We start from the raw sequence: 22456 nt of genomic DNA on the forward strand, positions 1-22456 counted from the left end.
CACTTAGCCATCCGGTGGAACAAAGTCTGCTGTCGCGCCCGAGCCTTTCCCCCTCGCCCCTAAAAGCCAGTGTGCGCATAGACTCGTCTGTGATGAACATTTCCGAGCCTGAGCAAACCATCGAGCCAGCCGCGGCGGGACTTGGCACGATCCCCCCTCCCGTGCGAACCACCGACATGGTTGAGGTGGATGTTGCCAATGAGAGCGTAGAAGAACGGCGAGCCCGTTTTGAACGCGACGCCATGGTGTACGTAGATCAGCTCTACTCTGCCGCCATGCGCATGGCCCGCAACCCCAGCGACGCTGAGGATCTGGTCCAGGAGGCATACACGAAGGCCTTCTCGGCCTTTCACCAGTACAAGCCTGGAACAAATCTGAAGGCCTGGCTGTACCGGATCCTGACCAACACCTACATCAACCTGTACCGGAAGCGGCAGCGCGAACCCCTGCAATCCAATGCCGACAGCATTGAGGATTGGCAGCTGGCCAGGGCTGAATCACACACGTCGCGCGGGCTTCGCTCGGCCGAGGCAGACGCCTTGGACCATCTTCCTGACTCTGATGTGAAAAAGGCGTTGCAGGCCATCCCGGAGGAGTTCCGGCTGGCGGTGTACTTTGCCGACGTGGAAGGCTTTGCGTACAAGGAAATTTCAGAAATCATGAATACCCCCATCGGGACGGTCATGTCCCGGCTGCACAGGGGGCGGAAACTTTTGCGGGAAATGCTGTCCGACTACGCCGTGGAACGCGGATACGTCAAAGGCGTCAATGGGTCAGGACAAATGAAGGAAACGGAGAATTAGACATGGGTGACTGCCAAAGCCTGGGCGATTGCGACGACGAACGCATTGCACGGATTTATGAATACTTAGATGGTGCACTCTCCTGCGATGACCTCAATGAGATCAAGGTGCACTTGGATGACTGCACGGATTGTTCACACGAGTATGACCTTGAATGCGTCATCCGCTCCGTCGTGAAGCGTTCCTGCAAGGAAGCTGCCCCGGAGAATCTCAAGGCTGCCATCCTTGCCCGGCTGCACGAAGGCAAGCCAGCCCAGGTTTAGCCCTCCCAGGTTCAGCCTGCGGCGTCGGGCCGCAGCGAGATGGTGCTGTACTGGCTTGCCGGACGTCCTGTCACGCGGCGGTGCAGCGAACCGGCAATCAGGTGGGCCTGCACTTTTGCCATCTCCGCCTTTTCCCCGCTGAAGAGTTCGTCGACGGTGTTCGTCCACACTTGCAGCCACCGGTTGAAATGCTCCAGCGTGAGCGGTTCCCGGGCATGGACGTCGAAATGGATTTTCAGCGCATTCCTGCTGTACAGGCCGGCTTTGAACAGCACGGTCTGCCAAAAGTCGGCCATGATGGGCATGTGGCGCGGCAGGTCCATGTGGACAACGTCGGTGAAGATGCGCCCGATCAAGTCGTCGGCAAAGGCCCTGGTGTAGAACGTCTCCACCAGTGTCAGGATGTCTTCCCTGCTGGAAATGTCCTTGCGTTCAGCGTCCTGGATAGTTGCCGTGGCCGGTTCATAGCGAACCAGGTGCGACGCCGTTCGTCCGGAACGCTGGGGTGCGGTGCCCTGCGCTGTTTCCCCGGCCATTTACGCCGCCACTTCCAGCAAGACAAGGATTCCGGCGATGGGCAGTGCCGCAACTTTCAACAGCTCAGCGCTGATGTACAAGATGTGCGTGAGCGTGGCTACTTTGGCTTTCACCGCCAGGCTCCCACTGTGCGTCAGTGCCGTGTCAGAGAGCGCTTTGGTACGGTGACTCATTGCGGGGCGCAGCACCACTGTTTGCAGCACCAGCGCCACCATGGACAGCGCCAGCAGGATGCCTGCTGGCAGGCCCACCATGTCTGGCTGCTGAGTCCACGCACCGAGGATCAGCACTGCCAGTACGGCCTCCACCAGGTTCAGTGCCTTGAACACAATCCGTCCGATGCCCACGCCGAGTGCGTGGGTCATGCCGGGGGCCCGAAACTTCAGCGGTGTCTCGATAAACGAGATGGCCGTGATCATGCCAAACCACACAAAGGGAAGGATGACCAGCAAAACGACGGCGAACATTTTTCAGCTTTCTGTCTGCGCGAAGACGGCGATGTTCCCACCCTAGCTTTGAAACAGTATTTTCCGTGTTTAATGCCTTGACTGGTTGGTCACATCACTGATTGGTGGCATGCAAAAGCCCGCTCTGCCTGGTGGCGGAGCGGGCTTGTGCTTTGTTACGTCAAGATTTAAGTGTTGGGACGCTTACCGTGGTTAGCGCCGCCACGCTTACGATCCCGACGCTTGCGCGAACGCTTGGACATAGCTGACTCCAATCTTCTCAAAGATCTTCAAAATCGATCCGCATCTAGTTTCGCATAAGTGGCGCACCTGCACCTAATGAAGGGCCTCAGGCGGCCTCGGGCAGGTCCAGCCACTGGTACCAGCCCCGGTGCAGCACCAGCCACGCCATCAGGCCGTAGCCGGCCTGTCCCGGGGATCCTGCGTTTGCGGCAACGTCGTTGCGCCATTGCTCATGGTTTTGCAGGGGTGTAAATGTGTCAACGTAGTGGTGCTTGCGGCGCGTTGTGACGTCGGCGAAAGCGGTGTTGAGTTCTGCCAGTTTGCGGTTTAGCGCCGGATCCAGTGATGGAGGTGGGCCCACGACGAACACCGGGATGTTCAGCTGAGTTGCGCCGTCCAGGATGTTGGCCAGGTTGAGCCGGCTCCTGGCCGTGGAAAGCCCATATTCAATGTCTCGACCTGAAAGGCCAATGACGAGGCGGTTCTCATGGAAGTCGTCAAAACGGCGGCTGGCTTCGATCAGCCACCTGCTGGCCAGGGCCTCGGTGCCTTCACGCGGGCAGGCAAGCACAAACGATTCCACCGAAACTGCCTCTGCGGGCGTCCTGGCCAGGACGCGGCCAAGCCAGCCCAGCGCGCGGGGATCACCCACACCGGCGATCAATTCCTCGCCCACAGATATTATTCGCAGTTCCCGTTTTTCCACAGCGCCCTCTTCCTTGTCTACGAATATTGAATCTACATGAAACATGCCCGGCCTGTTGGTGCAGGCCGGGCATGTTTCACGTGCTAGTTGCGTTCAAACGCCTGCATGACCAGCAGAGTCTGTTCAACGGCATGGTTCTTGGCCGAGCCCGTTGCTGTGGCGGCGGAGGCCGGACGTGAAACACGGCTTAGCTTCCTGTCCAGTTCCGGTGCCAGGTTCAAGCCCATGAACGGCCACGGTCCCTGGTTTGCCGGTTCGTCCTGAGCCCACACGACTTCAGCGTTCGGGTACTTGGCCAGTTCAGCCTTGATCTCAGCCAACGGCAGCGGGTACAGCTGCTCGACGCGGACAATGGCAACCTTGTTGTCCGCGTGCTTGTCCCGCGCTGCGAGCAAGTCGTAGTACAGCCGGCCAGAGACCAGCAATACGCGGTCGACGGCGTTGTTGTCCACCGCTGCATGCTCACCGATGACGGTACGGAAGCCGCCCTGGGTGAAGTCCTCCACCGAGGAGGCGGCGGCTTTCAAGCGCAGCAGCTGCTTGGGCGTGAAGATGATCAACGGCTTGCGCGGACGGCGGTAGGCCTGGCGGCGCAACAGGTGGAAGTGCGAGGCCGGAGTGGTCGGGTTGGCCACGATCATGTTGTCTTCGGCGCACATTTGCATAAAGCGTTCAATGCGCGCAGAGGAGTGGTCCGGGCCCTGTCCTTCGTAGCCGTGCGGCAGCATGAGCACCAGCGAGGAGCGCTGGCCCCACTTCTGCTCGGCTGAGGAGACAAACTCGTCGATGACGGTCTGGGCGCCGTTGACGAAGTCACCGAATTGGGCTTCCCAGACGACCAGTGCGTCCGGGCGTTCCACGGAGTAGCCGTACTCGAAGGCCATGGCGGCATATTCGCTGAGCAGGGAATCATAGATCCACAGCTTCGCCTGGTCCTTGCTGAGATCGCGCAGGGGCGTCCAGACGTTGCCGTTGGCGCGGTCGTGGAACACTGCATGGCGCTGCACGAACGTGCCGCGGCGTGAGTCCTGGCCGGCCATGCGAACCGGGACACCTTCCATCAACAGGGAGCCGTAGGCGGCGAGTTCGCCAAAGCCCCAGTCGATGCCGCCTTCGCGGGACATTGCATCGCGCTTTTCCAGCAGCGGCTTGAGCTTGTGGTGTACCTCAAAGCCTTCAGGAACGGCCAGGTGTGTTGCACCTATGTGGGCCAGGGTGTCGGCGCTGATGGCAGTGACCTGGGGATCGTTCACACCACTGTCCTCCTGTTGCGCCGTGGGGCGCTCGAGGTCGGACACGGCCTGCGAATCCTTCGTGATGATCGGGATCGGGGACGTCTGTGCCGCATGTGTTTCGGCGAAGACGCGTTCCAAGCGTTCCTGGTAGTCGCGCAGCAGCTGCGTGGCTTCCTCTTCAGTGATGTCGCCGCGGCCAATCAACGCTTCCGTGTACAGGCGGCGCACTGAACGCTTGGCCTCGATGAGGTTGTACATCAGCGGCTGCGTCATCGAGGGGTCGTCGCCCTCGTTGTGGCCGCGGCGGCGGTAGCAAACCATGTCGATGACAACGTCCACGCGGAAGCGCTGCTGGAACTGGTATGCCAGCTGGGCGGTGCGGACCACTGCTTCAGGGTCGTCACCGTTGACGTGGAAGATCGGCGCCTGGATCATCTTGGCAACGTCGGTGGAGTACACCGATGAGCGGGATGAGGACGGTGCCGTGGTGAACCCGACCTGGTTGTTGACAACAACGTGGATGGTACCGCCCGTGCGGTAGCCGGGCAGCTGGGACAGGTTCAGCGTTTCCGCAACCACGCCCTGGCCGGCAAACGCGGCGTCGCCGTGCACCATGAGGGGCAATACGGGGTAGTTTTCACGCTGGTCCAGGCGGTCCTGCTTGGCTCGCACAATTCCCTCAAGGACGCCGTCCACGGCTTCCAGGTGGGAGGGGTTGGCGGCCAGGTAGACCCTGGTCTCATTGCCGGAGTCGGAGGTGAAGGTGCCTTCGGTGCCCAAGTGGTACTTCACGTCGCCAGAACCCTGGACGCTGCGTGAATCCTGGGTGCCTTCAAATTCACGGAAGACCTGAGCGTAGGTCTTGCCGGCGATGTTGGTGAGCACGTTCAGGCGCCCACGGTGGGCCATGCCGATCGCAACCTCGTCCAGGCCGTCGTCGGCGGCGTCGGAAATGATCGAGTCAAGCAGCGGAATCAAGGATTCGCCGCCCTCAAGTGAGAAGCGTTTCTGGCCCACGAACTTTGTCTGCAGGAACGTCTCAAACGCCTCTGCCGAGTTCAGCTTGGAAACAATGCGCAGCTGCTCCTCGCGGCTCGGCTTGGAGTAGGGGTGTTCCAGCTGTTCCTGGAACCATTCGCGCTGTTCCGGCTCCTGAATGTGCATGTATTCAATACCGGTGGTGCGGCAGTAGGCGTCGCGCAGAACTCCGAGGATGTCGCGTAGCAGCAGCTTTTGCTTGCCGCCAAAGCCACCGGTGGGCCATTCGCGGTCAAGGTCCCACAGCGTCAGGCCATAGGTCAGCACATCAAGGTCGGGGTGCTTGCGCTGGACGTATTCCAAGGGGTCGGTGTCAGCCATGAGGTGGCCGCGCACGCGGTAGGAGTGGATGAGCTGCTGGATACGGGCGACCTTGTTGATCTGGTCGGCCGGGTCCACCTGCAGGTCCACACTCCAGCGCACGGGTTCGTACGGGATGCGTAGGGATTCGAAGATCTCATCGTAGAACTTGTCGGCGCCGAGCAGTAGCGCGTTGATCCGCTTCAGGAACTCTCCGGAACCGGCACCCTGGATGACACGGTGGTCGTAGGTGCTTGTCAGCGTCAGAATCTTGGAGACAGCGTTGCGGGCAATGATTTTTGCGCTGGCACCCTGGAACTCGGCAGGGTAGTCAAGGGAACCGACGCCGATGATGGCGGCCTGGCCCTTGGACAGACGCGGCACCGAGTGCACTGTGCCAATGCCACCGGGGTTGGTCAGCGAAACGGTGGTGCCGGCGTGGTCGTCAGCGGTGAGCTTGCCAGCGCGGGCACGCTTGATCAAGTCCTCATAGGTGCGCCAGAACTCGGCGAAGTTCATCGTCTCTGCACGCTTGATGTTCGGCACGATCAGCAAGCGGGTGCCGTCGGGCTTGGGCAGGTCGATGGCGATGCCAAAGTTCACATGCGGTGGCTGGACCGAGACGGGCTTACCGTCAATTTCCTCGTAGTGCACGTTCATGGACGGGAACTCGCCCAGTGCCTTGACGACGGCGTAGCCGATCAAGTGCGTGAAGGAAACCTTGCCGCCACGGGCACGGGCAAGGTTGGAGTTGATGACAACGCGGTTGTCGATGAGCAGCTTGGCCGGGATGGCGCGCACGCTGGTGGCGGTGGGCACCTCCAAGCTTGTGACCATGTTGGCGGCAATGGCCTTCGCCGGTCCGCGCAGGATGCTCTTGACAGCCTCGTCAGGAACGGACTTGTCCTTGGCTGTCTTGGGCAACTGGGCCGGGATGGGCACGGCGCCGGTGCGGGCTGCGTCCTTGGCGGGGGCAGGACGGCGCGGGGCGCTCGGTGCCTTGGGGGCTGCAGCGGGAGCTGCCGCAACGACGGTAGGAGCTGCCGGCGTCGTTCTCGGGGCAGCGGCGCTCGGGGTAGCGGCCGCAGGAGCTGCGGGTGCTGGAACGACGGGGATCTGTGCCGTGATCGGGGCAACGTTGGCTGCAGTGTGGCGACCATTACCGTCTGCATCATCGGCTGCGAACCCGTTGAAGAGCGGCCACCACTTCTTGTCTACGGAGTTCTTGTCGCTTTTGTAGCGCTCATACAGTTCATCGACGAGCCACTCGTTGCCGCCAAATTCTTCGGGTAGACGGTGGATGGATTGCTCTGGCACGTGTATTACGCCTCTTCCATGAGTTCTTGTTGCCCGCTGTGCAAGTATCAGCACGGCGGCATCCGACCGGGGCTGGGTGCGCGCGTAGCGAACTTGCGTAGTCTATTTCAAAAGTGGGTGGGGTCCAACAAACCCCGTCCGGCAGCAAGTCTAGTAAGCAAGATAGCCTGTAGGCCAATCTTTGCTGCGGCGCGCCTGCGGAATCAACAAAATTGATCGATTTTGCGGTGAACGGCTGCAGGCGGACAGCTAGACTCAAAATCTGGCGGCCCGGCAGTGCGCCAGAGGGCAGCAGGGGAGCTGCTTCGGGGCCATTTCAGCTAAGGGAGTGCCATGCGTTTTCTACACCAAGCGGTCACCGATTTGACGTATTCGGATGTGTTCCTGGTTCCGTCGCGTTCCACCGTCACTTCACGCATGGACGTTGACCTTTCAAGCGGTGACGGCACCGGGACCACCATTCCGCTGATGGTTGCAAACATGACGGCGGTTTCCGGAAAACGCATGGCCGAAACGGTAGCCCGGCGTGGCGGCATGGCGATTTTGCCGCAGGACGTGCCCCTGGATGTGTTGCGCTCGGTGGTCAGCTGGGTAAAACAGCGCGACAGCCTCTATGAAACGCCGCTGCTGATGACGGCCGGTGACATTGTCATTGACGCCGTTCACCTGATGTCCAAGCGTTCCCACAATGCCGTGGTGGTGGTGGACGGCCAGGACTTTGTCGGAGTGGTGCGCGGTGCCGACTGCGAGGGGGTGGACAGGTTCGCCTCATTGGCCTCGGTCATGCGCTCAAATGTGCTCACCTTGGACGCTGTGCCCTTTGACGAGATCCGGGCCCAGGCGGACTCCGGCGACCTTGACTATGCCCAGGCCAAGAAACTCACGGACGAGGCCCTGCGCGAAGCCTTTGCCGTGCTTGACGCCGCTGGAACCGACTTTGCCCCTGTGCTGCGGTCGGGGGAGGTGGTGGGTGTACTCACCCGCACCGGGGCGCTGCGTTCCACCATTTACCGGCCGGCCCTTGATGACTCTGGACGGCTGCGGCTCGGTGTTGCCGTGGGCGTCAATGGGGACGTGGGAAAGAAGGCCGCGGCGTTGTTGGAATCCGGAGTTGACACGCTGGTGCTGGACACGGCGCACGGACACCAGAAAAAAATGCTCGACGCGTTGCGGGCCGTGCGGCGGCTTTCCCCTTCCGTCCCTGTTGCTGCCGGAAACGTTGTCAGCGCAGCGGGTGTGCGGGATCTGGTGGACGCCGGGGCCGACATCATCAAAGTGGGTGTGGGACCCGGAGCCATGTGCACCACACGCATGATGACCGCCGTGGGCCGACCGCAGTTTTCGGCCGTGTTGGAATGTTCTGCAGCGGCGGCCGAGCTGGGTGCCCACGTCTGGGCCGACGGCGGGGTGCGGTATCCACGCGATGTTGCCCTGGCGCTGGCAGCGGGGGCGAGTCAGGTCATGATTGGCTCTTGGTTTGCCGGCACCTACGAAAGTCCAGGTGATCTGCAGGTCGATGCCAGCGGACGCCAATATAAGGAGAGTTTTGGCATGGCCTCGGCACGGGCCGTGCAAAACAGAACCTCGGGGGACGCGGCATTTGCGCGGGCCCGAAAGGGCCTGTTCGAGGAGGGTATCTCCACGTCGAGGATGTACCTTGACCCAGCCCGCCCCGGCGTGGAGGACCTGCTGGATATGATCACGGCCGGACTGCGCAGTTCGTTGACGTATGCGGGGGCATTGTCTCTTGCACAGTTCCGTGAACGTGCCGTAGTCGGTGTGCAGTCTGCTGCCGGATATGAGGAAGGACGGGCGCTGCCACAGAGCTGGTAGCGCGCAAGCCGTGTTCAACGAGAGGGCCACGCGCATTCAACTCACTTTCAACTCTCTTTCAACGAAGGGCACCCTGTTCGGTGATGTGCGCCACCTCTTGATATACAAGAAGGTATGAGTAGCCATGACTTCGTGCCCGTTCCCGACAGTGCAGTATCGGCGAATACCTCCGGGCGCGCACCAACGCCGGTTGCAGAGCCCCGGTGCGGCACTCCCCGGATCGTTGTCATGGGAGTGTCTGGGGCGGGTAAAAGCACCATTGGCGCGTTGGTGGCGGACGCCATGAATTTCCCATTTGTGGATGCTGATTCGCTGCACCCCTTGGATAATGTTCGTAAAATGGCGGCAGGAGTGCCGTTGAACGACGCCGACCGACAGCCATGGCTTGAACTGGTGGGCCATGAGTTGGCGACCACCAGGGCGCCGGGAATCGTCGTGGCATGTTCGGCCTTGAAACGCCGCTACCGCGACATCATCCGGGAACAGGCTCCGGACACGATTTTCCTGCACCTTGAGGGGACCGCCGAGGTGCTCAGTACACGCCTTGAAGGCCGTTCTGGACACTTTATGCCCGTCTCACTGCTGACGTCGCAAATCGCGGCGCTGGAGCAGCTCACTTCTGATGAGCGGGCGGTCGTCGTTGACATCTCCGGGGGGATCGGAAAAATCGTCACCGATGCCGAAGCCGGGATCAGGCGTCTTCTTGGCTGCTGAACCAGCAAAACCAGCAGGGAAGCACGACTCTGCGACTGCACAGTTTGAACCGACTCGGTTAGAACCTGCAACGTCAGAGCCCGTTCACCTTGACGAAGAGTTAAGCGTGGGCCAGGTGGCGGCACGTAGCGGTGTCAACGTCTCAGCGCTGCATTTCTATGAGCGACAGGGGCTGATTTTCAGTAGCCGGACAACCGGAAACCAGCGCCGATACAATCGTTCGGTGCTCCGCAGGGTAGCCGTCATCCGGGCAGCGCAGCGAGCGGGCATACCGCTGGCCCTGACGGCAGAAGTATTTGCTGAACTGCCACGCGAAGATGTCCCGGGGAAGGACGACTGGAGCAGGCTCTCCGAGGCTTGGCAACACGAATTGGATGCCCGCATTTCCGCTCTGGAAAAGCTGCGCGGAAGCCTCAGCGGCTGTATTGGCTGCGGTTGCCTGTCGCTGGCTGAATGCGGTTTTGTGAACCCGGACGATCAAGTTGCCGGTGCAGGGCCGGGTGCCCGAGCCTTCGATGACCCCGAAATGTGACGGTGTAAGAGGCGAACATGCCCAATTGTGACCACGGTCACGGGCCTTCGGCTTGACCTGAACTATAGTTGAGGTTCTAGAGTGCCTTAAGGATCTTGCCGCCCAGGCAAGTCAGGGTGAGAGGATTTTGTGGTCATGACCGTGCAGCTTCAGGAGACCAGACTGGCCCGAGATTTCAAGGCGGCGTTCGGTGCCCATCCTGCTGGCGTGTCCATCATCACAGCGGATTCTCCCACCGGACCGGTGGGGATCACCGCATCTTCGGTGGCGTCCGTCTCCGTAGATCCGCCACTTCTGGCTTTTTCGCTGGCCGCTGGCAGTGGATCTGCCGCAGCCATTGCCGTTGCCGACACTGTGGTTGTCCACCTTTTGCGCGTTGGCGATCTAGAGTTGGCCAAATGCTTCGCCAGTTCGACTTCAGAACGCTTCAACGGCTCCATGGTGTGGACGCGTCTGGATACGGGAGAGCCGCTGCTGGCGCACAGCGGCCATGCGCTGCGCTGCAAAGTTCTTAGCCGTACCCCCGCTGGCGGCTCACTGCTGCTGGCCGCCGAGGTGTTGGAGATTGTGGTTGCCGAAACCACCGGTGAGGCCATGGTGTACCACAGCCGGGCATTCCACCGCCTGGGCGGGCACAGCATCCTTCCCGGCTAGAGCCATACCCCCACCAGTTCGTTCCCGGCAGTTTCCCAGCTGTTGTTCATTTTCTGCACACCTGTTCCCACAAGGTCCCGCACTGTCCTGATGTACACTAAAAATCCTATGAAAAGTAAATCTAGGGGCCGGCGCACTGGCTTGCAGGGCATAAAAATGCCTACTTGCAACCCCGCTGCCCATGCCGGCAAACCCCGCACTCGTGACCACAGCTCCGCAGCCCCAGCAGTGGCCGGCCCCAGCGCCGACCACCCCCCGCCGGCGGCCAACCCCAACTTACGCGCAGTAACACAACGCGTCGTGACAGGGGGGGAACTGTAAGTGGAATGGATATTGTTGGCGGCAGGCCTGCTGCTCATCCTTGGTACAGGGTTTTTTGTTGCCGTTGAATTCTCCCTCATAGCCTTGGACCAGACGGCCGTGCAACGCGCCGTCAACGAAGGTGACAAGGCGGCGGTTCCGCTGCTGCATTGCCTCAAAAGCCTCTCCACGCAGCTATCCAGCTGCCAGTTGGGTATTACGCTGACCACGCTCCTGACAGGTTTCTTGATGGAGCCCTCGCTTGGTGCACTGTTGGCCGGACCGTTGGGGGCGCTGGGGGTTCCCGCGCCCGCCATAGCCGGGGTTGCCCTGGCCGCCGCCATGGTTGTGGCCACGCTGCTGTCCATGTTGATTGGCGAACTGGTGCCGAAGAACATGGCCATCGCCAAGTCCTTTGAAATTGGCAAGGCAGTGGCCAAGCCGCACTTGGTGTTCACCATGATCTTCAAGCCGGCCATCGTTGTTCTCAACGGATTTTCCAACAAGGTCCTGCACCTCTTCGGCATGGAAGCCAAGGAGGAAATCTCGGGTGCGCGTTCGCCGGCGGAACTGGCTTCCCTGGTCCGCCGCTCCGCCGTCATGGGCACCCTTGATAAAACAACGGCGACATTTGTGGCCCGCACCCTGAGCTTTTCCGAGCAGACTGCCGCAGACGTCATGACCCCGCGCATGCGGGTGGAGACGATCGAAAGCACCAAGTCCGTCACGGAGATTGTCGACGTGGCCCGGCGCACCGGCTATTCACGTTTCCCCGTCATTGGCGAATCCGCCGACCAGATCCTCGGCGTCGTCCACTTGAAGAAAGCTGTCTCCATCCCGTTCCACAAGCGCCCCGACATTGAAGTGGGCGCCATCATGACAGATGTCCTGCGTGTGCCTGAAACCCTTCACCTGGATGCACTGATCCTTGAACTGCGTGAAGGCAACCTGCAAATGGCCGTCGTCCAGGATGAATACGGCGGCACCGCAGGGGTGACGACCCTTGAAGACCTGGTGGAGGAAATCGTGGGCGAAGTCTCCGACGAGCATGACAGGGCCAAGCCCGGCATCCTGCTCAACGCTGACGGCACCTGGTTCCTGCCTGGCCTCATGCGCCCCGACGAAGTCTCCGAACGCATCGGCCAGCTCAATGTGCCCGACGAGGCCGGCTATGAAACCGTGGGTGGCTTCATGATGGCCGAGCTGGGCCGGATCGCCGTGGTGGGCGACACTGTTGCCGTTGAAGGCGGCTTGTTGGTGGTGGACAGGGTGGAACGACGCCGGATCGACCGGATCCGCTTCATTCCGGCACCTTCCGCTGACGGCGCGCAGGAAGACGGCAGGGAAGCTGACGGCACGTCTTCGGCAGGTGGTTCGCTGTGAGCCCGTGGGCAGGACTTGCCTGGCTGGTGGTGCTGTTGCTGGGCAACGCCTTCTTCGTGGCGGCTGAATTTGCCGTGATGACCGCCCGGCGCAGCCAGATTGAACCGTTGGCCGACGCGGGCTCCAAACGGGCCAAGATCACCCTCGGCGCCATGGAAAACGTGTCACTGATGCTTGCCTGCTCGCAGCTGGGCATCACCGTGTGTTCGCTCTTAATCCTGAACGTCTCCGAACCTGCCATCCACCACCTGCTGGTCCAGCCACTTCATGCGATCGGCGTGCAGGACAACGTCGGTGCTCCCGTGGCTTTTGTGCTTACGCTTGCGCTCGTGACGTTCCTGCACGTGACCTTTGGCGAGATGGTGCCCAAGAACATGAGCGTGTCCGCTGCGGACAAGGCGGCACTGCTGCTGGCGCCTCCGCTGGTGCTCATTGGCAAGGTGGTGCGCCCCGTTATTGTGGCGTTGAACTGGACGGCAAACCACGTGGTGCGGCTGTTTGGCATTGTGCCCACCGACGAAGTTTCCTCCAGCTTCACCTTGCAGGAAGTGCAGTCGATCGTGGAGGAATCCACGCGCAGCGGAACGGTGGATGACCAAACCGGGCTGATTACCGGTGCGCTGGAGTTTTCCTCGCAAACAGCCCAGGGCGTGATGGTGCCATTGGAGGCGCTCGTCACCCTTCCTGCCGACGCCACCCCCGTGGACTTCGAGCACATGGTGGGAAAGACGGGCTTCTCACGGTTTATTTTCGCTGATGCGGAAGGTTTCCTGCTGGGCTATCTGCACCTGAAGGATGTGCTGCGCATACCGCTTGAACGTTATCAAACGCCCATCGGCGAAGGTCGCGTGCGCTCCATGGTGAACTTGCAGGCGGGGGAGGAGATTGAGGACGTGCTGGCAATCATGCAACGTACCGGCTCCCACATGGCCCGGGTGATTGACGACGCCGGCCAGACCGTGGGCGTCTTGTTCCTCGAGGATGTGATTGAGCAGCTCGTGGGTGAAATTCGCGACGCCACGCAAACGCAGATTCAGGACCGCCGTAGGGCTTGATGCGAATGGTTCCCAATATGGGCTATGCTGGTTCTTATTGGTAACAATTCTCATTAGCATGATTTCAAGGAGTTGCATGTTTCATCCCCGCCGCACCGTTCTCCTCATGGGAGCAGCTCTCGCCGCATCATTGGCGCTGGCAGCCTGTGGCGGTGGCGGGGATGCTCCGGCTGCGTCCACGGGAGGGACCATCCCGGTGGTGGCTTCCACGAATGTGTATGGCGATATTGCCAAGGCCATTGGCGGCAGCCACGTCACCGTGCATTCCATCGTTTCCAAGGCAGGGGCGGATCCCCACGGCTATGAGGCCAACGCCCAGGACAAGCTGGCCGTCTCCAAAGCGCAGATCGGGATTGAAAACGGCGGCGGCTACGACGACTTCTTCACGCAGCTGGCCAAGGGCCAGCTTGACCCGGCACAGGTGGTGAACGTCAGTGCGCTTTCCGGCCTTGATACGGGCGCGGACTTCAATGAGCACCTGTGGTACTCCTTGCCCACCATGGCCAAGCTGGCGGATGACCTGGCCGGCCGCTTCAGTGCCGCAGCACCCGCCGAAGCCGCAAGCTTTGCAACGCAGGCCGCCGCTTTCAAGGAAAAGCTGAAGCAACTTGATGACAGGCTGCAACTTCTCAAGGGCGTCCACGGCGGCTCGGCCGTTGCCATCACTGAACCCGTCCCGCTGTACCTGCTGGAGCAGGCAGGGCTGGTCAACGCGACCCCGCAGAAGTTCACCGAGGCCGTGGAGAATGGCAGCGACGTCCCGGCGGCCGTGATGACGGAGACGCTCACGCTCATGAAATCCGGAACCCTTGTCTTGTTGGCCAACAACGAACAGACCGAAAGTCCGCAAACCATAGAGGTCAAGCAGGCCGCGAAGGCAGCAGGGATTCCCGTCGTCGACTTCTCTGAAACCCTCCCCGCAGGCATCTCCTACTTGGACTGGATGGGTGCCAACGTCACCGCGCTGGAACAGGCACTGGGGGCCCCTGCCGCCAGCTCCGGCGGGACCGCCAAGTGAGTTCCCCGGCAGCTATCAGTCTCAAGCGGGCCACGCTCAGCTATGGGTCACGGACGCTCTGGCAGGACCTCAACCTTGAAATCCAGCCGGGTGAGTTCCTGGCCGTGCTGGGGGCCAACGGCAGTGGGAAGACCAGTTTTCTAAAGATCCTGCTCGGACTGTCGCAGCTGAGCTCCGGCACCCTGAGCGTCGACGGCGGGCCCGCCAAACGCGGCAACCGCGCCATCGGCTACGTTCCCCAGCAAAAGAACTTTGCCCCCGACACCGCACTGCGCGCCCGTGACCTGGTGGGCTTGGGCGTAGACGGGAACAAGTGGGGCGTGCGCATCCGTGGCAGGGAATACCGCCAGCGCGTAGACGAGCTTCTGGAACAGGTCGGCGCCACCAGCTACGGGCGCATCCCCGTCGGCATGCTCTCCGGCGGTGAACAGCAAAGGCTGCGGATTGCCCAAGCCATCGCCGCCAAACCAAAAGTGCTGCTGTGCGATGAACCGCTGCTTTCCCTTGACCTTTTCCACCAGCGGGCGGTCAGCGCATTGGTGGGCCATCAAGCGAAGGCCAACGGGGCCGCCGTCGTATTTGTCACGCATGAAATCAACCCGATTCTGGAACACGTGGACCGGGTGCTGTACCTGGCAGGCGGTCGGTTCACACTGGGCACGCCGGAGGAGGTCATGCGCACCGACGTGCTGTCCAATCTGTACGGAACCCATGTCGAGGTGCTCAACATGGACGGCCGGCTGGTGGTGGTGGGGCGCCCGGACTCGGTGGTGGACGGGCACGGCCCGCACACCGGGGATGCCGCCAGCATGGTGGAGGCCTCGTGAGCTGGGCGGACTTTTCCGACGCGGTGCTGAACTTCTCCAACTACGGGGAACTGCTGCCGCTGTTCACGGATACCTTGCTGGCCGGGGCAATCCTGGGCGTGGTGGGCGGTCTGATAGGCACGTTCGTCATGATGCGCGACCTTGCCTTCGCCGTCCATGGCATTGCCGAGCTGTCCTTTGCCGGGGCGGCCTTCGCACTGCTGGTGGGTGCCGACGTGATCATGGGCTCGCTGGTTGGCTCCATCCTGGCAGCACTGCTGCTGGGGGTCATGGGCGTGCGGGCGCGGGAGCGGAACTCCGTCATTGGCGTCATCATGCCGTTTGGCCTGGGTTTGGGCATCTTGTTTTTGTCGCTGTACCAGGGCCGTTCGGCCAATAAATTCGGACTGCTGACGGGCCAGATCGTCTCGGTGGATTCAACCCAGCTTTCCGCGCTGGCCGGCACGGCGCTGGTGGTTGTCGTGGGGCTTGTGCTGATTTGGCGGCCGCTGACGTTTGCCAGTGCGGATCCTGACATCGCCACGGCTCGCGGGGTACCAGTGCGGACCCTGTCACTGGCCTTCATGTTCCTGCTCGGCATAGCGGTGGCACTGTCCATTCAAGTGGTGGGGGCACTGCTGGTCTTGGCGCTGCTGATCACCCCGGCCGCGGCGGCTCTGCAGATCACGGCCACCCCGCGCATGGTGGTGCTGCTCAGTGTGGCCTTTGCCATGATCTCCACCGTCGGCGGGATCATGCTGGCGCTGGGCGGCAGCATCCCGATCAGCCCCTATGTCACCACGTTGTCCTTTGCCATCTACGTGTTGTGCCGGCTCGGTGGGGCCTGGCGCCGTCGCCGCGGCTGGTCCGCACGCCCTGCTGCCGTCGTGTAGACAGCGACTTTGCAGACGACAACCGTGTTGGCATGACCTCACCACGGGCGGGCATGGTGGTCTAGCGTGGGGTCATGGACTGGTTGGGTGCCGGCTGGTTGAACGTCGGCTGGTTTGCTGCCGAAGGGGGCTTCGCCGCCCGCTTTGTGCTCCAACACGGCATTGCGGCCGTCTTCGTGGTGGCGTTCGTGTCGAGTGCACTGCAATTCCCGGCCCTGTTGGGGGAGCGCGGCCTGCTGCCGGTACCCCGTTACGTGCAGCGCATTTCCAGGCTTCCGGGCCCCAGTTTGTTTCGCCGCCACTATTCGGATGCCCTGCTGCGGGTTGTCGCGTGGGGCGGCGCGGGCATTGGCGTGACGGTGGTGCTCGGCCTGCCGCAGCGCGGGCCGCCGTGGCTGCCCATGCTCGCGTTCTTCGCCATGTGGCTGCTGTACATGTCGATCGTGAATGTGGGGCAGGTCTTTTACGGCTTTGGCTGGGAAATCCTACTCCTGGAGGCGGGCTTTTTGGCTGCCTTCCTCGGCTCGAACCAAACCACGACGCCGGTCATCACGCTCTGGCTGTTCCGCTGGCTTGTGTTCCGGCTGGAGTTTGGCGCCGGCATGATCAAGATGCGCGGAGACACAGCCTGGCGCGACCTCACGGCCTTGTACTACCACCACGAGACCCAGCCCATGCCCAATCCGCTCAGCTGGTGGTTCCACCACCTGCCCAAGCCGCTGCACAAGGTGGAGGTGCTGGGCAACCACTTCGCCCAACTGGTGGTGCCCTTCCTGCTTTTTGCCCCGCAGCCAGTTGCCAGCTGGGCTGCGCTGGTTGTTGTTATCACCCAACTGTGGCTGGTGCTTTCGGGCAACTTTGCCTGGCTGAACCTGCTCACCCTTGTACTGGCGTGCTCGGCTGTCGGGGATTCGGTACTGGTGGTGCCTGGCAGGTTGCCGGGCGGCGCTCCGGGCAATGCAGGCAGCCCGCTCTGGTTCGTGTTGGTGGTCCTCGCCATGGGCGTGCTGATGGTGGTGCTCAGCTGGCGGCCGCTGCGGAACCTGTTCTCCCGCCGTCAGGCCATGAACGCCAGCTTCAACCGCTGGCGGCTGGGCAATGCCTACGGTGCGTTTGGCAGCATCACCCGCGACCGCTTCGAGGTGGTGGTGGAAGGCTGGGACGGGCAGCAGTGGCTTGAATACGGATTTCGGGGCAAGCCCGGAGATCCGGCCCGCATGCCGCGGCAATGGGCCCCCTACCACCTGCGCCTCGACTGGATGATGTGGTTCCTTGCCCTGGGGCAGCCTGGCATGAACTGGTTTGTCCCGTTCCTGCACCAATTGCTGGCTGCCGACCCGGCAACGCTGAAGCTACTGCGCCGTGACCCCTTTGCCGGTCAGACACCGCAGCAGGTCAGGGCGCAGGTCTATGCCTACCGCTTCACATCGTGGCGTGAATGGCGACGAACGGGCAACTGGTGGGTGCGCGAGCCTATGGGGTTGCTGGTGCCGCCGCTTGGGTGACACAAGTAGCGGAGCACTCCGGACACAGTCCGTAAATTTCCACGGTGTGCTGCACCTGGGTGAAACCATGGGCTTTGGCCATGGATGCGGCCCAGCTCTCCACTTCGGGGGCTTCGAATTCCACCGTTTTCCCGCATACGCGGCACAACAGATGGTGGTGGTGGCTGGTGGCCGAACAGCGGCGGTAGACGGCCTCACCCTCGCTGTTGCGCAGGGTGTCGAGCTCGCCGTCCTCGGCCATGGAGGCCAGAATCCGGTACGTGGTGGCCAGGGATACCGGCGTTCCCTGTTCGTGCAGCAGACGGTGGAGTTCCTGGGTGCTGACAAAGTCGTCCAAGGTGTCCAACGCAGCACTGATGGCTGTGCGCTGCTTGGTGACGCGCTGCTCCTTCACCGGTGCACCCGACATTGCCGCAACCCACTTTCCTCTTGCTGGATCCAATTATCCAGCCTAGCGCACCGGCTGCGGGGAAGCTTGCGGGCCCATGGCCCGGGCGGTGCAACAGGCATATGCTGGGGCCATGTTGCTGACAAAATTCACCCACGCCTGTATCCGACTCGAGCAGAATGGGCGGGTCCTTGTCCTTGATCCGGGAATCTTTTCCGAATCCGCCGCCGCCCTTGAAGGTGCCGACGCCGTGCTCATCACACACGAGCACGCCGACCACTACGACCCTGCGGCGCTCACCCAAGCCCTGGCAGATTTACCGGAACTGACCATATACGCCCCTGCATCAGTGGTCCGCGACCTGCACTCACATGCCCCAGAGCAGTCCGCCCGGGTGGTGGAGGCCGCGCCTGGCGACAGTTTTGCGGTGGCCGGTTTTGCCGTGCAGTGCTTTGGCGGCCAGCACGCGGTCATCCACCCCACCATGGCCGCGGTGGCCAATGTGGGCTACCTGATTGACGACGACGTATACCACCCCGGCGATGCCCTGATTGTTCCGCACGGGGTCAGTGTGGGAACGCTTTTGGTTCCTGTCCACGCGCCCTGGTCCAAGGTGTCCGAAGTGGTGGACTTTGTGGTCTCGGTCAGGGCCCCGCATGCCTACCAGATCCACGACGGGCTGCTGAACGAACAAGGGCTGGCGTTCACGGAATCCCACATTGAACGTATTGGCGGCCTGCACGGGGTGAAGTTCCGTCACCTGCACCCCGGGACATCGGTGGAAATCTAGGATGCTGGCGGGCCCAGCGGTTTGTGGGCCTGAGGATCAGCCTTGCCAGGGCCCGCCCGCAAAGAAGTTGTTGATCGCCGTCAGATGCGGGGCCGGATCCAAGCCCTTTTCAGCCAACCAGTCAGGGTTGTTGTAGCTGCCCGCGTAGCGTTCGCCGCCGTCGCACATCAACGTCACGATGCTGCCCTTTTCGCCGCGGGCCACCATCTGCGCCACCAATTGCCACACACCCCACAGGTTGGTGCCGGTGGAAGGGCCGGCGTGCATGCCGGTCAACTCCGAAAAGTGCATCATGGCCGCCACGGAGGCGGCGTCCGGGATGACGGCCATGGCGTCGATGACGCCGGGGACAAAGCTGGGCTCCACGCGCGGGCGGCCGATTCCCTCAATGCGGGAGGACGTGCCGGTGACAGTTGCGGGGTCGTGGTTCTTCCACGCCGGGTAAAACGCTGAACCTTCGGGGTCAACCACCAGCAATTGCGTGTCGTGGCCGTGGTAGCGGATGTAGCGCCCGATCGTGGCGGAGGTGCCGCCGGTGCCTGCGCCGACCACCACCCAGGACGGCTCGGGGAAGCGTTCGTGCCCCAGCTGGCTGAAGATTGATTCGGCAATGTTGTTGTTGCCGCGCCAGTCGGTGGCCCGCTCGGCATAGGTGAACTGGTCCATGTAGTGGCCATTGCACTGCGCGGCAATGTCCGCCGCCGCCGAATACACTTCATCCGCCTTGTCCACGAAATGGCAGCGGCCGCCAAACTGCTCGATGAGCGCAATTTTTTCCGGGCTGGTCGTGCGGGTCATGACAGCCACAAAGTCCAAACCCAGCAAGTGTGCAAAGTAGGCCTCGGACACGGCCGTGCTGCCGGAACTGGCCTCCACCACCGTGGTGCCTTCGTTGATCCAGCCGTTGACCAGGGCAAACAGGAACAATGAGCGGGCCAGCCGGTGCTTTAGGCTGCCTGTGCGGTGGCAGGACTCGTCCTTCACATACAAGTCCACCCCCCACTTCACCGGCAGCTCGACCTTGTAGAGGTGGGTGTCGGCCGAGCGGTTGCTTTCCGCTTGGACCGTGCCAATGGCGCTGCGTGTCCACGCCCGGGTGGATGCCCGGTGGTGGGCAGCAGGGTGGGTGGCTGCTGGGGAAACGAGGGTTTCGGCGGCGTCGCCGGCTGCGGAGTTCATACTGCCAAGTGTAGGCTTGCCGCGTCGGACCGCAGCAGCTGTGGCAGTGCGGGAAACTTGAATGAAGGAGTCCCATGACCGTCTTGATGAGTGTTGCCGCGCTTAGTGCCCGCATGAACAGCGGCGCCCGCACTGTTGTGTTGGATGTGCGTTGGGCGTTGGGGGATCCACACGGGCATGACCACTACCTGACCGCTCATATTCCCGGTGCCGTATATGTTGACATGGACACTGAACTTGCCGCCCACGGCCTGCCGGCGGAAGGTCGCCACCCCTTGCCCGCTGAGGCAGACTTTGCCGCCTCGGTGCGCCGTTGGGGCATTAATGCACAGGACACGGTGGTGGTTTACGACGACGCAGGTTCCGCCTCCGCCGCCAGGGCGTGGTGGCTGCTGGGCTACGCCGGGCTCCCGGAAATTTACCTGCTCGACGGCGGATTGGCTGCCTGGCGCGCTGCCAGCCTCCCGCTCGCCCAAGGTGAGGAACAAGCCGTGCCAGGTGACGCCGTCGTGCGTTTCGGGGCTAAGGGAACTATCGACTCCGACGGTGTTGCCAGCTGGAAGGGGATTCTGCTCGATGCCAGGGCAGGGGAGCGGTATCGGGGCGACGTCGAACCGATGGACCCCAGGGCCGGGCACATACCCGGGGCCGTGAGTGCTCCGACCAGTGAAAACGTGAAGGTGGATAAAACGTTCCTTCCAGCAGAACAGCTGCGTGCGCGGTTTACGGCCCTGGGTGTGGAGTCGGATACCGCAGTGGCCGTGTATTGCGGTTCCGGGGTGACCGCTGCGCACCAAATTGCGGCGCTGGAAATTGCCGGGTTCAACGCGATGCTGTTCCCGGGGTCGTGGTCGGCATGGTCGAACCAGCCGGGGCGTCCAGTTGAGACGGGAGCGAACGGCGATATGCTAAACGGCATGACTGAAGTAAAGGCCTACGCAGCCAACTCTGCTACGTCCGGATTCGCGCCGAGCACCATTAAGCGCCGTGAGCCCGGCGCCCACGACGTCGAAATTTCCATTGAATTTTGCGGTCTGTGCCACTCGGATGTGCACTCGATTCGCTCCGAATGGGGGCCGGCAAAATATCCGCTGGTCCCAGGACACGAGATTGTTGGCACCGTCAGCCGCATTGGCGATGCCGTGGAAGGCTTCAGCGTTGGCCAGCGTGTGGGCGTTGGCTGTTTGGTGGACTCCTGCCGCGAGTGCGACTCCTGCCTTGAAGGCTTTGAACAATACTGCGAAGGGGGCAACGTCGGAACGTACGGGGTGGTGGACCGGCGCAATGGCGGCGCCATCACCCAGGGCGGCTACTCGCAAGGCATTGTGGTGGATGAAAACTATGTGCTGCGCATCCCTGACGGCATGGACCCGGCCGCTGCCGCGCCGCTGCTGTGCGCCGGCGTCACCACGTATTCGCCGCTGAGTTACCTTGACGTTCAGGAAGGGGACAAGGTGGGCGTTGTGGGTCTGGGCGGGCTGGGTCACATGGCTGTCAAGATCGCCAAGGCACTTGGCGCCACCGTCACCGTGTTCACTACGTCCCCTGACAAGGAGGTTGCAGCCAAGGATCTAGGGGCCGATGCCGTGGTGGTTTCCACCGACGCAGCCCAGATGGCGGCCGTGAAGGGGTCACTGAACGCAATCCTCGACACTGTGGCAGCCGTGCACGACATCAACGCCTACCTGCGCACCCTGGCCCGCGACGGAGCCCTCATTCAGCTGGGGCTGCCACCGACCGACATGCCTCCGGTGGATCCGGGCCTGCTGATCCGCAAGCGTTTGGCTTACGGGGGATCGGTTATTGGCGGTATCGCCGAAACTCAGGAGATGCTTGATTTCTGTGCCGAGCACGGCATTGTCTCCGACATTGAGATGGTCACCGCCGCGGACCTGGACAACGCCTACGACCGGATGGTTGCGGGGGACGTGCGCTACCGCTTTGTCCTTGACAACAGCACTATCTAGACTGCATCAGCAACTGAACTGCACTACCAGCTAAGCAACCTGCCAGCATAGTTTTAAGGAGCAATTCTTGAGCACACTGTTTACGAAGATCATCAATGGCGAGATTCCCGGCCGTTTCATCTGGCAGGACGATACCTGTGTGTCGTTCCTGACCATCGGCCCGTTGACGGACGGGCATGCCTTGGTGGTGCCGCGTGTGGAAGTGGACAAATGGACGGATGCTGCCCCGGAACTGGTGTCCAAGCTGATGACCGTTGCACAGATTGTTGGTCAGGCACAGGTAGCAGCCTTTGGTGCGCCGCGGGCCGGACTCACCATCGCTGGATTCGAAGTGGAACACCTGCATGTGCACGTGTTCCCCGCGTACGGGATGGAAAACTTTGATTTCGGCACGGTGGACAACCATCCTGATCCGGCTGCCATGGACGCCAACGCCGAAAAACTGCGCGACGCGCTGCGTGCGGCCGGCCACGGTGAGTTCGTTCCGGGAGCATAAAGTCCGTAACATAACGAAATATTGGCGCGATATTCCACCCAGAATGGTTGAATAT

General features: G+C 62.0%; 21 protein-coding genes and 1 pseudogene. 16 read left to right on the top strand and 6 right to left on the bottom strand.

Annotated elements, in window-relative coordinates:
* Nucleotides 1–92 precede the first annotated feature (92 nt).
* Together Q4P21_RS00495 and rsrA are read left to right on the top strand one after the other, a co-directional pair.
* Complete coding sequence (locus Q4P21_RS00495) at nucleotides 93–803, top strand: sigma-70 family RNA polymerase sigma factor (RefSeq protein WP_303386907.1); 711 nt, start codon at nucleotides 93–95, stop codon at nucleotides 801–803.
* A gap of 2 nt (nucleotides 804–805) precedes the next feature.
* A complete protein-coding gene (gene rsrA / locus Q4P21_RS00500) occupies nucleotides 806–1066 on the top strand; it encodes a mycothiol system anti-sigma-R factor (RefSeq protein ID WP_303386908.1) in 261 nt (86 codons plus the stop codon).
* A gap of 11 nt (nucleotides 1067–1077) precedes the next feature.
* On the opposite strand, the gene Q4P21_RS00505 is transcribed toward rsrA, so the two are convergent.
* The 4 genes from Q4P21_RS00505 to Q4P21_RS00520 form a co-directional block, all read right to left on the bottom strand.
* Nucleotides 1078–1602 carry a group III truncated hemoglobin gene (locus Q4P21_RS00505; protein WP_303386909.1) on the bottom strand — a complete coding sequence of 175 codons (525 nt, stop codon included), beginning with the start codon at nucleotides 1600–1602 and terminating at the stop codon, nucleotides 1078–1080.
* A complete protein-coding gene (locus Q4P21_RS00510) occupies nucleotides 1603–2070 on the bottom strand; it encodes a hypothetical protein (protein WP_303386910.1) in 468 nt (155 codons plus the stop codon).
* Nucleotides 2071–2398: 328 nt separating this feature from the next.
* A complete protein-coding gene (locus Q4P21_RS00515; RefSeq protein ID WP_303386911.1) occupies nucleotides 2399–3043 on the bottom strand; it encodes a GDSL-type esterase/lipase family protein in 645 nt (214 codons plus the stop codon).
* Nucleotides 3044–3081: 38 nt separating this feature from the next.
* Complete coding sequence (locus tag Q4P21_RS00520) at nucleotides 3082–6888, bottom strand: multifunctional oxoglutarate decarboxylase/oxoglutarate dehydrogenase thiamine pyrophosphate-binding subunit/dihydrolipoyllysine-residue succinyltransferase subunit (RefSeq protein WP_303386912.1); 3807 nt, start codon at nucleotides 6886–6888, stop codon at nucleotides 3082–3084.
* A 333-nt stretch (nucleotides 6889–7221) separates the two neighbouring features.
* Here Q4P21_RS00520 and Q4P21_RS00525 point away from each other — a divergent pair, with 333 nt between their 5' ends.
* The 10 genes from Q4P21_RS00525 to Q4P21_RS00570 all read left to right on the top strand — a co-directional run bounded on the left by Q4P21_RS00525 (nucleotide 7222) and on the right by Q4P21_RS00570 (nucleotide 17581).
* Nucleotides 7222–8721: a GuaB1 family IMP dehydrogenase-related protein gene (locus Q4P21_RS00525; protein ID WP_303386913.1), complete on the top strand. Its 1500-nt coding sequence runs from the start codon at nucleotides 7222–7224 to the stop codon at nucleotides 8719–8721.
* A 114-nt stretch (nucleotides 8722–8835) separates the two neighbouring features.
* A complete protein-coding gene (locus Q4P21_RS00530) occupies nucleotides 8836–9435 on the top strand; it encodes a gluconokinase (RefSeq protein ID WP_303386914.1) in 600 nt (199 codons plus the stop codon).
* Entirely contained in the window at nucleotides 9398–9967 is a 570-nt protein-coding gene (soxR, locus tag Q4P21_RS00535; RefSeq protein ID WP_369598833.1) for a redox-sensitive transcriptional activator SoxR, read from the top strand. The genes Q4P21_RS00530 and soxR overlap by 38 nt, the downstream gene beginning before the upstream one ends.
* 135 nt (nucleotides 9968–10102) lie before the next feature.
* Nucleotides 10103–10621 carry a flavin reductase family protein gene (locus Q4P21_RS00540; RefSeq protein WP_303386916.1) on the top strand — a complete coding sequence of 173 codons (519 nt, stop codon included), beginning with the start codon at nucleotides 10103–10105 and terminating at the stop codon, nucleotides 10619–10621.
* Between the two features lie 321 nt (nucleotides 10622–10942).
* Nucleotides 10943–12304 carry a hemolysin family protein gene (locus Q4P21_RS00545; protein WP_303386917.1) on the top strand — a complete coding sequence of 454 codons (1362 nt, stop codon included), beginning with the start codon at nucleotides 10943–10945 and terminating at the stop codon, nucleotides 12302–12304.
* Nucleotides 12301–13359 (top strand): hemolysin family protein, encoded by a 1059-nt coding sequence (locus tag Q4P21_RS00550; RefSeq protein WP_303386918.1) that lies wholly within the window; start codon nucleotides 12301–12303, stop codon nucleotides 13357–13359. The genes Q4P21_RS00545 and Q4P21_RS00550 overlap by 4 nt, the downstream gene beginning before the upstream one ends.
* Before the next feature lie 76 nt (nucleotides 13360–13435).
* Nucleotides 13436–14377 carry a metal ABC transporter solute-binding protein, Zn/Mn family gene (locus Q4P21_RS00555; RefSeq protein ID WP_303386919.1) on the top strand — a complete coding sequence of 314 codons (942 nt, stop codon included), beginning with the start codon at nucleotides 13436–13438 and terminating at the stop codon, nucleotides 14375–14377.
* Nucleotides 14374–15204 (top strand): metal ABC transporter ATP-binding protein, encoded by an 831-nt coding sequence (locus Q4P21_RS00560; protein ID WP_303386920.1) that lies wholly within the window; start codon nucleotides 14374–14376, stop codon nucleotides 15202–15204. Before Q4P21_RS00555 ends, Q4P21_RS00560 begins: the two co-directional genes overlap by 4 nt.
* Nucleotides 15201–16076: a metal ABC transporter permease gene (locus Q4P21_RS00565; protein ID WP_303386921.1), complete on the top strand. Its 876-nt coding sequence runs from the start codon at nucleotides 15201–15203 to the stop codon at nucleotides 16074–16076. The genes Q4P21_RS00560 and Q4P21_RS00565 overlap by 4 nt, the downstream gene beginning before the upstream one ends.
* 74 nt (nucleotides 16077–16150) lie before the next feature.
* Nucleotides 16151–17581 (top strand): lipase maturation factor family protein, encoded by a 1431-nt coding sequence (locus Q4P21_RS00570; protein ID WP_303386922.1) that lies wholly within the window; start codon nucleotides 16151–16153, stop codon nucleotides 17579–17581.
* On the opposite strand, the gene Q4P21_RS00575 is transcribed toward Q4P21_RS00570, so the two are convergent.
* On the bottom strand, nucleotides 17550–17990 hold the full coding sequence (locus Q4P21_RS00575) for a Fur family transcriptional regulator (RefSeq protein WP_303386923.1): 441 nt from the start codon (nucleotides 17988–17990) through the stop codon (nucleotides 17550–17552). The genes Q4P21_RS00570 and Q4P21_RS00575 overlap by 32 nt on opposite strands.
* A 112-nt stretch (nucleotides 17991–18102) precedes the next feature.
* Here Q4P21_RS00575 and Q4P21_RS00580 point away from each other — a divergent pair, with 112 nt between their 5' ends.
* A complete protein-coding gene (locus Q4P21_RS00580; RefSeq protein WP_303386924.1) occupies nucleotides 18103–18759 on the top strand; it encodes an MBL fold metallo-hydrolase in 657 nt (218 codons plus the stop codon).
* A 36-nt stretch (nucleotides 18760–18795) separates the two neighbouring features.
* Here Q4P21_RS00580 and Q4P21_RS00585 read toward each other — a convergent pair whose 3' ends face one another.
* The gene (locus Q4P21_RS00585; RefSeq protein WP_303386925.1) at nucleotides 18796–19938 is read right to left on the bottom strand and encodes a PLP-dependent cysteine synthase family protein; all 1143 of its coding nucleotides are present in this window, start codon (nucleotides 19936–19938) and stop codon (nucleotides 18796–18798) included.
* Nucleotides 19939–20024: 86 nt separating this feature from the next.
* Here Q4P21_RS00585 and Q4P21_RS00590 point away from each other — a divergent pair.
* From Q4P21_RS00590 to Q4P21_RS00600, 3 genes and pseudogenes are all read left to right on the top strand, one after another.
* Nucleotides 20025–20792, top strand: a pseudogene (locus Q4P21_RS00590) (sulfurtransferase); the annotation flags it as partial.
* 63 nt (nucleotides 20793–20855) lie between these two features.
* On the top strand, nucleotides 20856–21905 hold the full coding sequence (locus tag Q4P21_RS00595) for an NAD(P)-dependent alcohol dehydrogenase (RefSeq protein ID WP_303386944.1): 1050 nt from the start codon (nucleotides 20856–20858) through the stop codon (nucleotides 21903–21905).
* Between the two features lie 67 nt (nucleotides 21906–21972).
* On the top strand, nucleotides 21973–22401 hold the full coding sequence (locus Q4P21_RS00600) for an HIT family protein (protein WP_303386926.1): 429 nt from the start codon (nucleotides 21973–21975) through the stop codon (nucleotides 22399–22401).
* The last annotated feature ends 55 nt before the right edge of the window (nucleotides 22402–22456 follow it).

Source organism: Arthrobacter sp. (assembly GCF_030540645.1).
Taxonomy (GTDB): domain Bacteria; phylum Actinomycetota; class Actinomycetes; order Actinomycetales; family Micrococcaceae; genus Specibacter.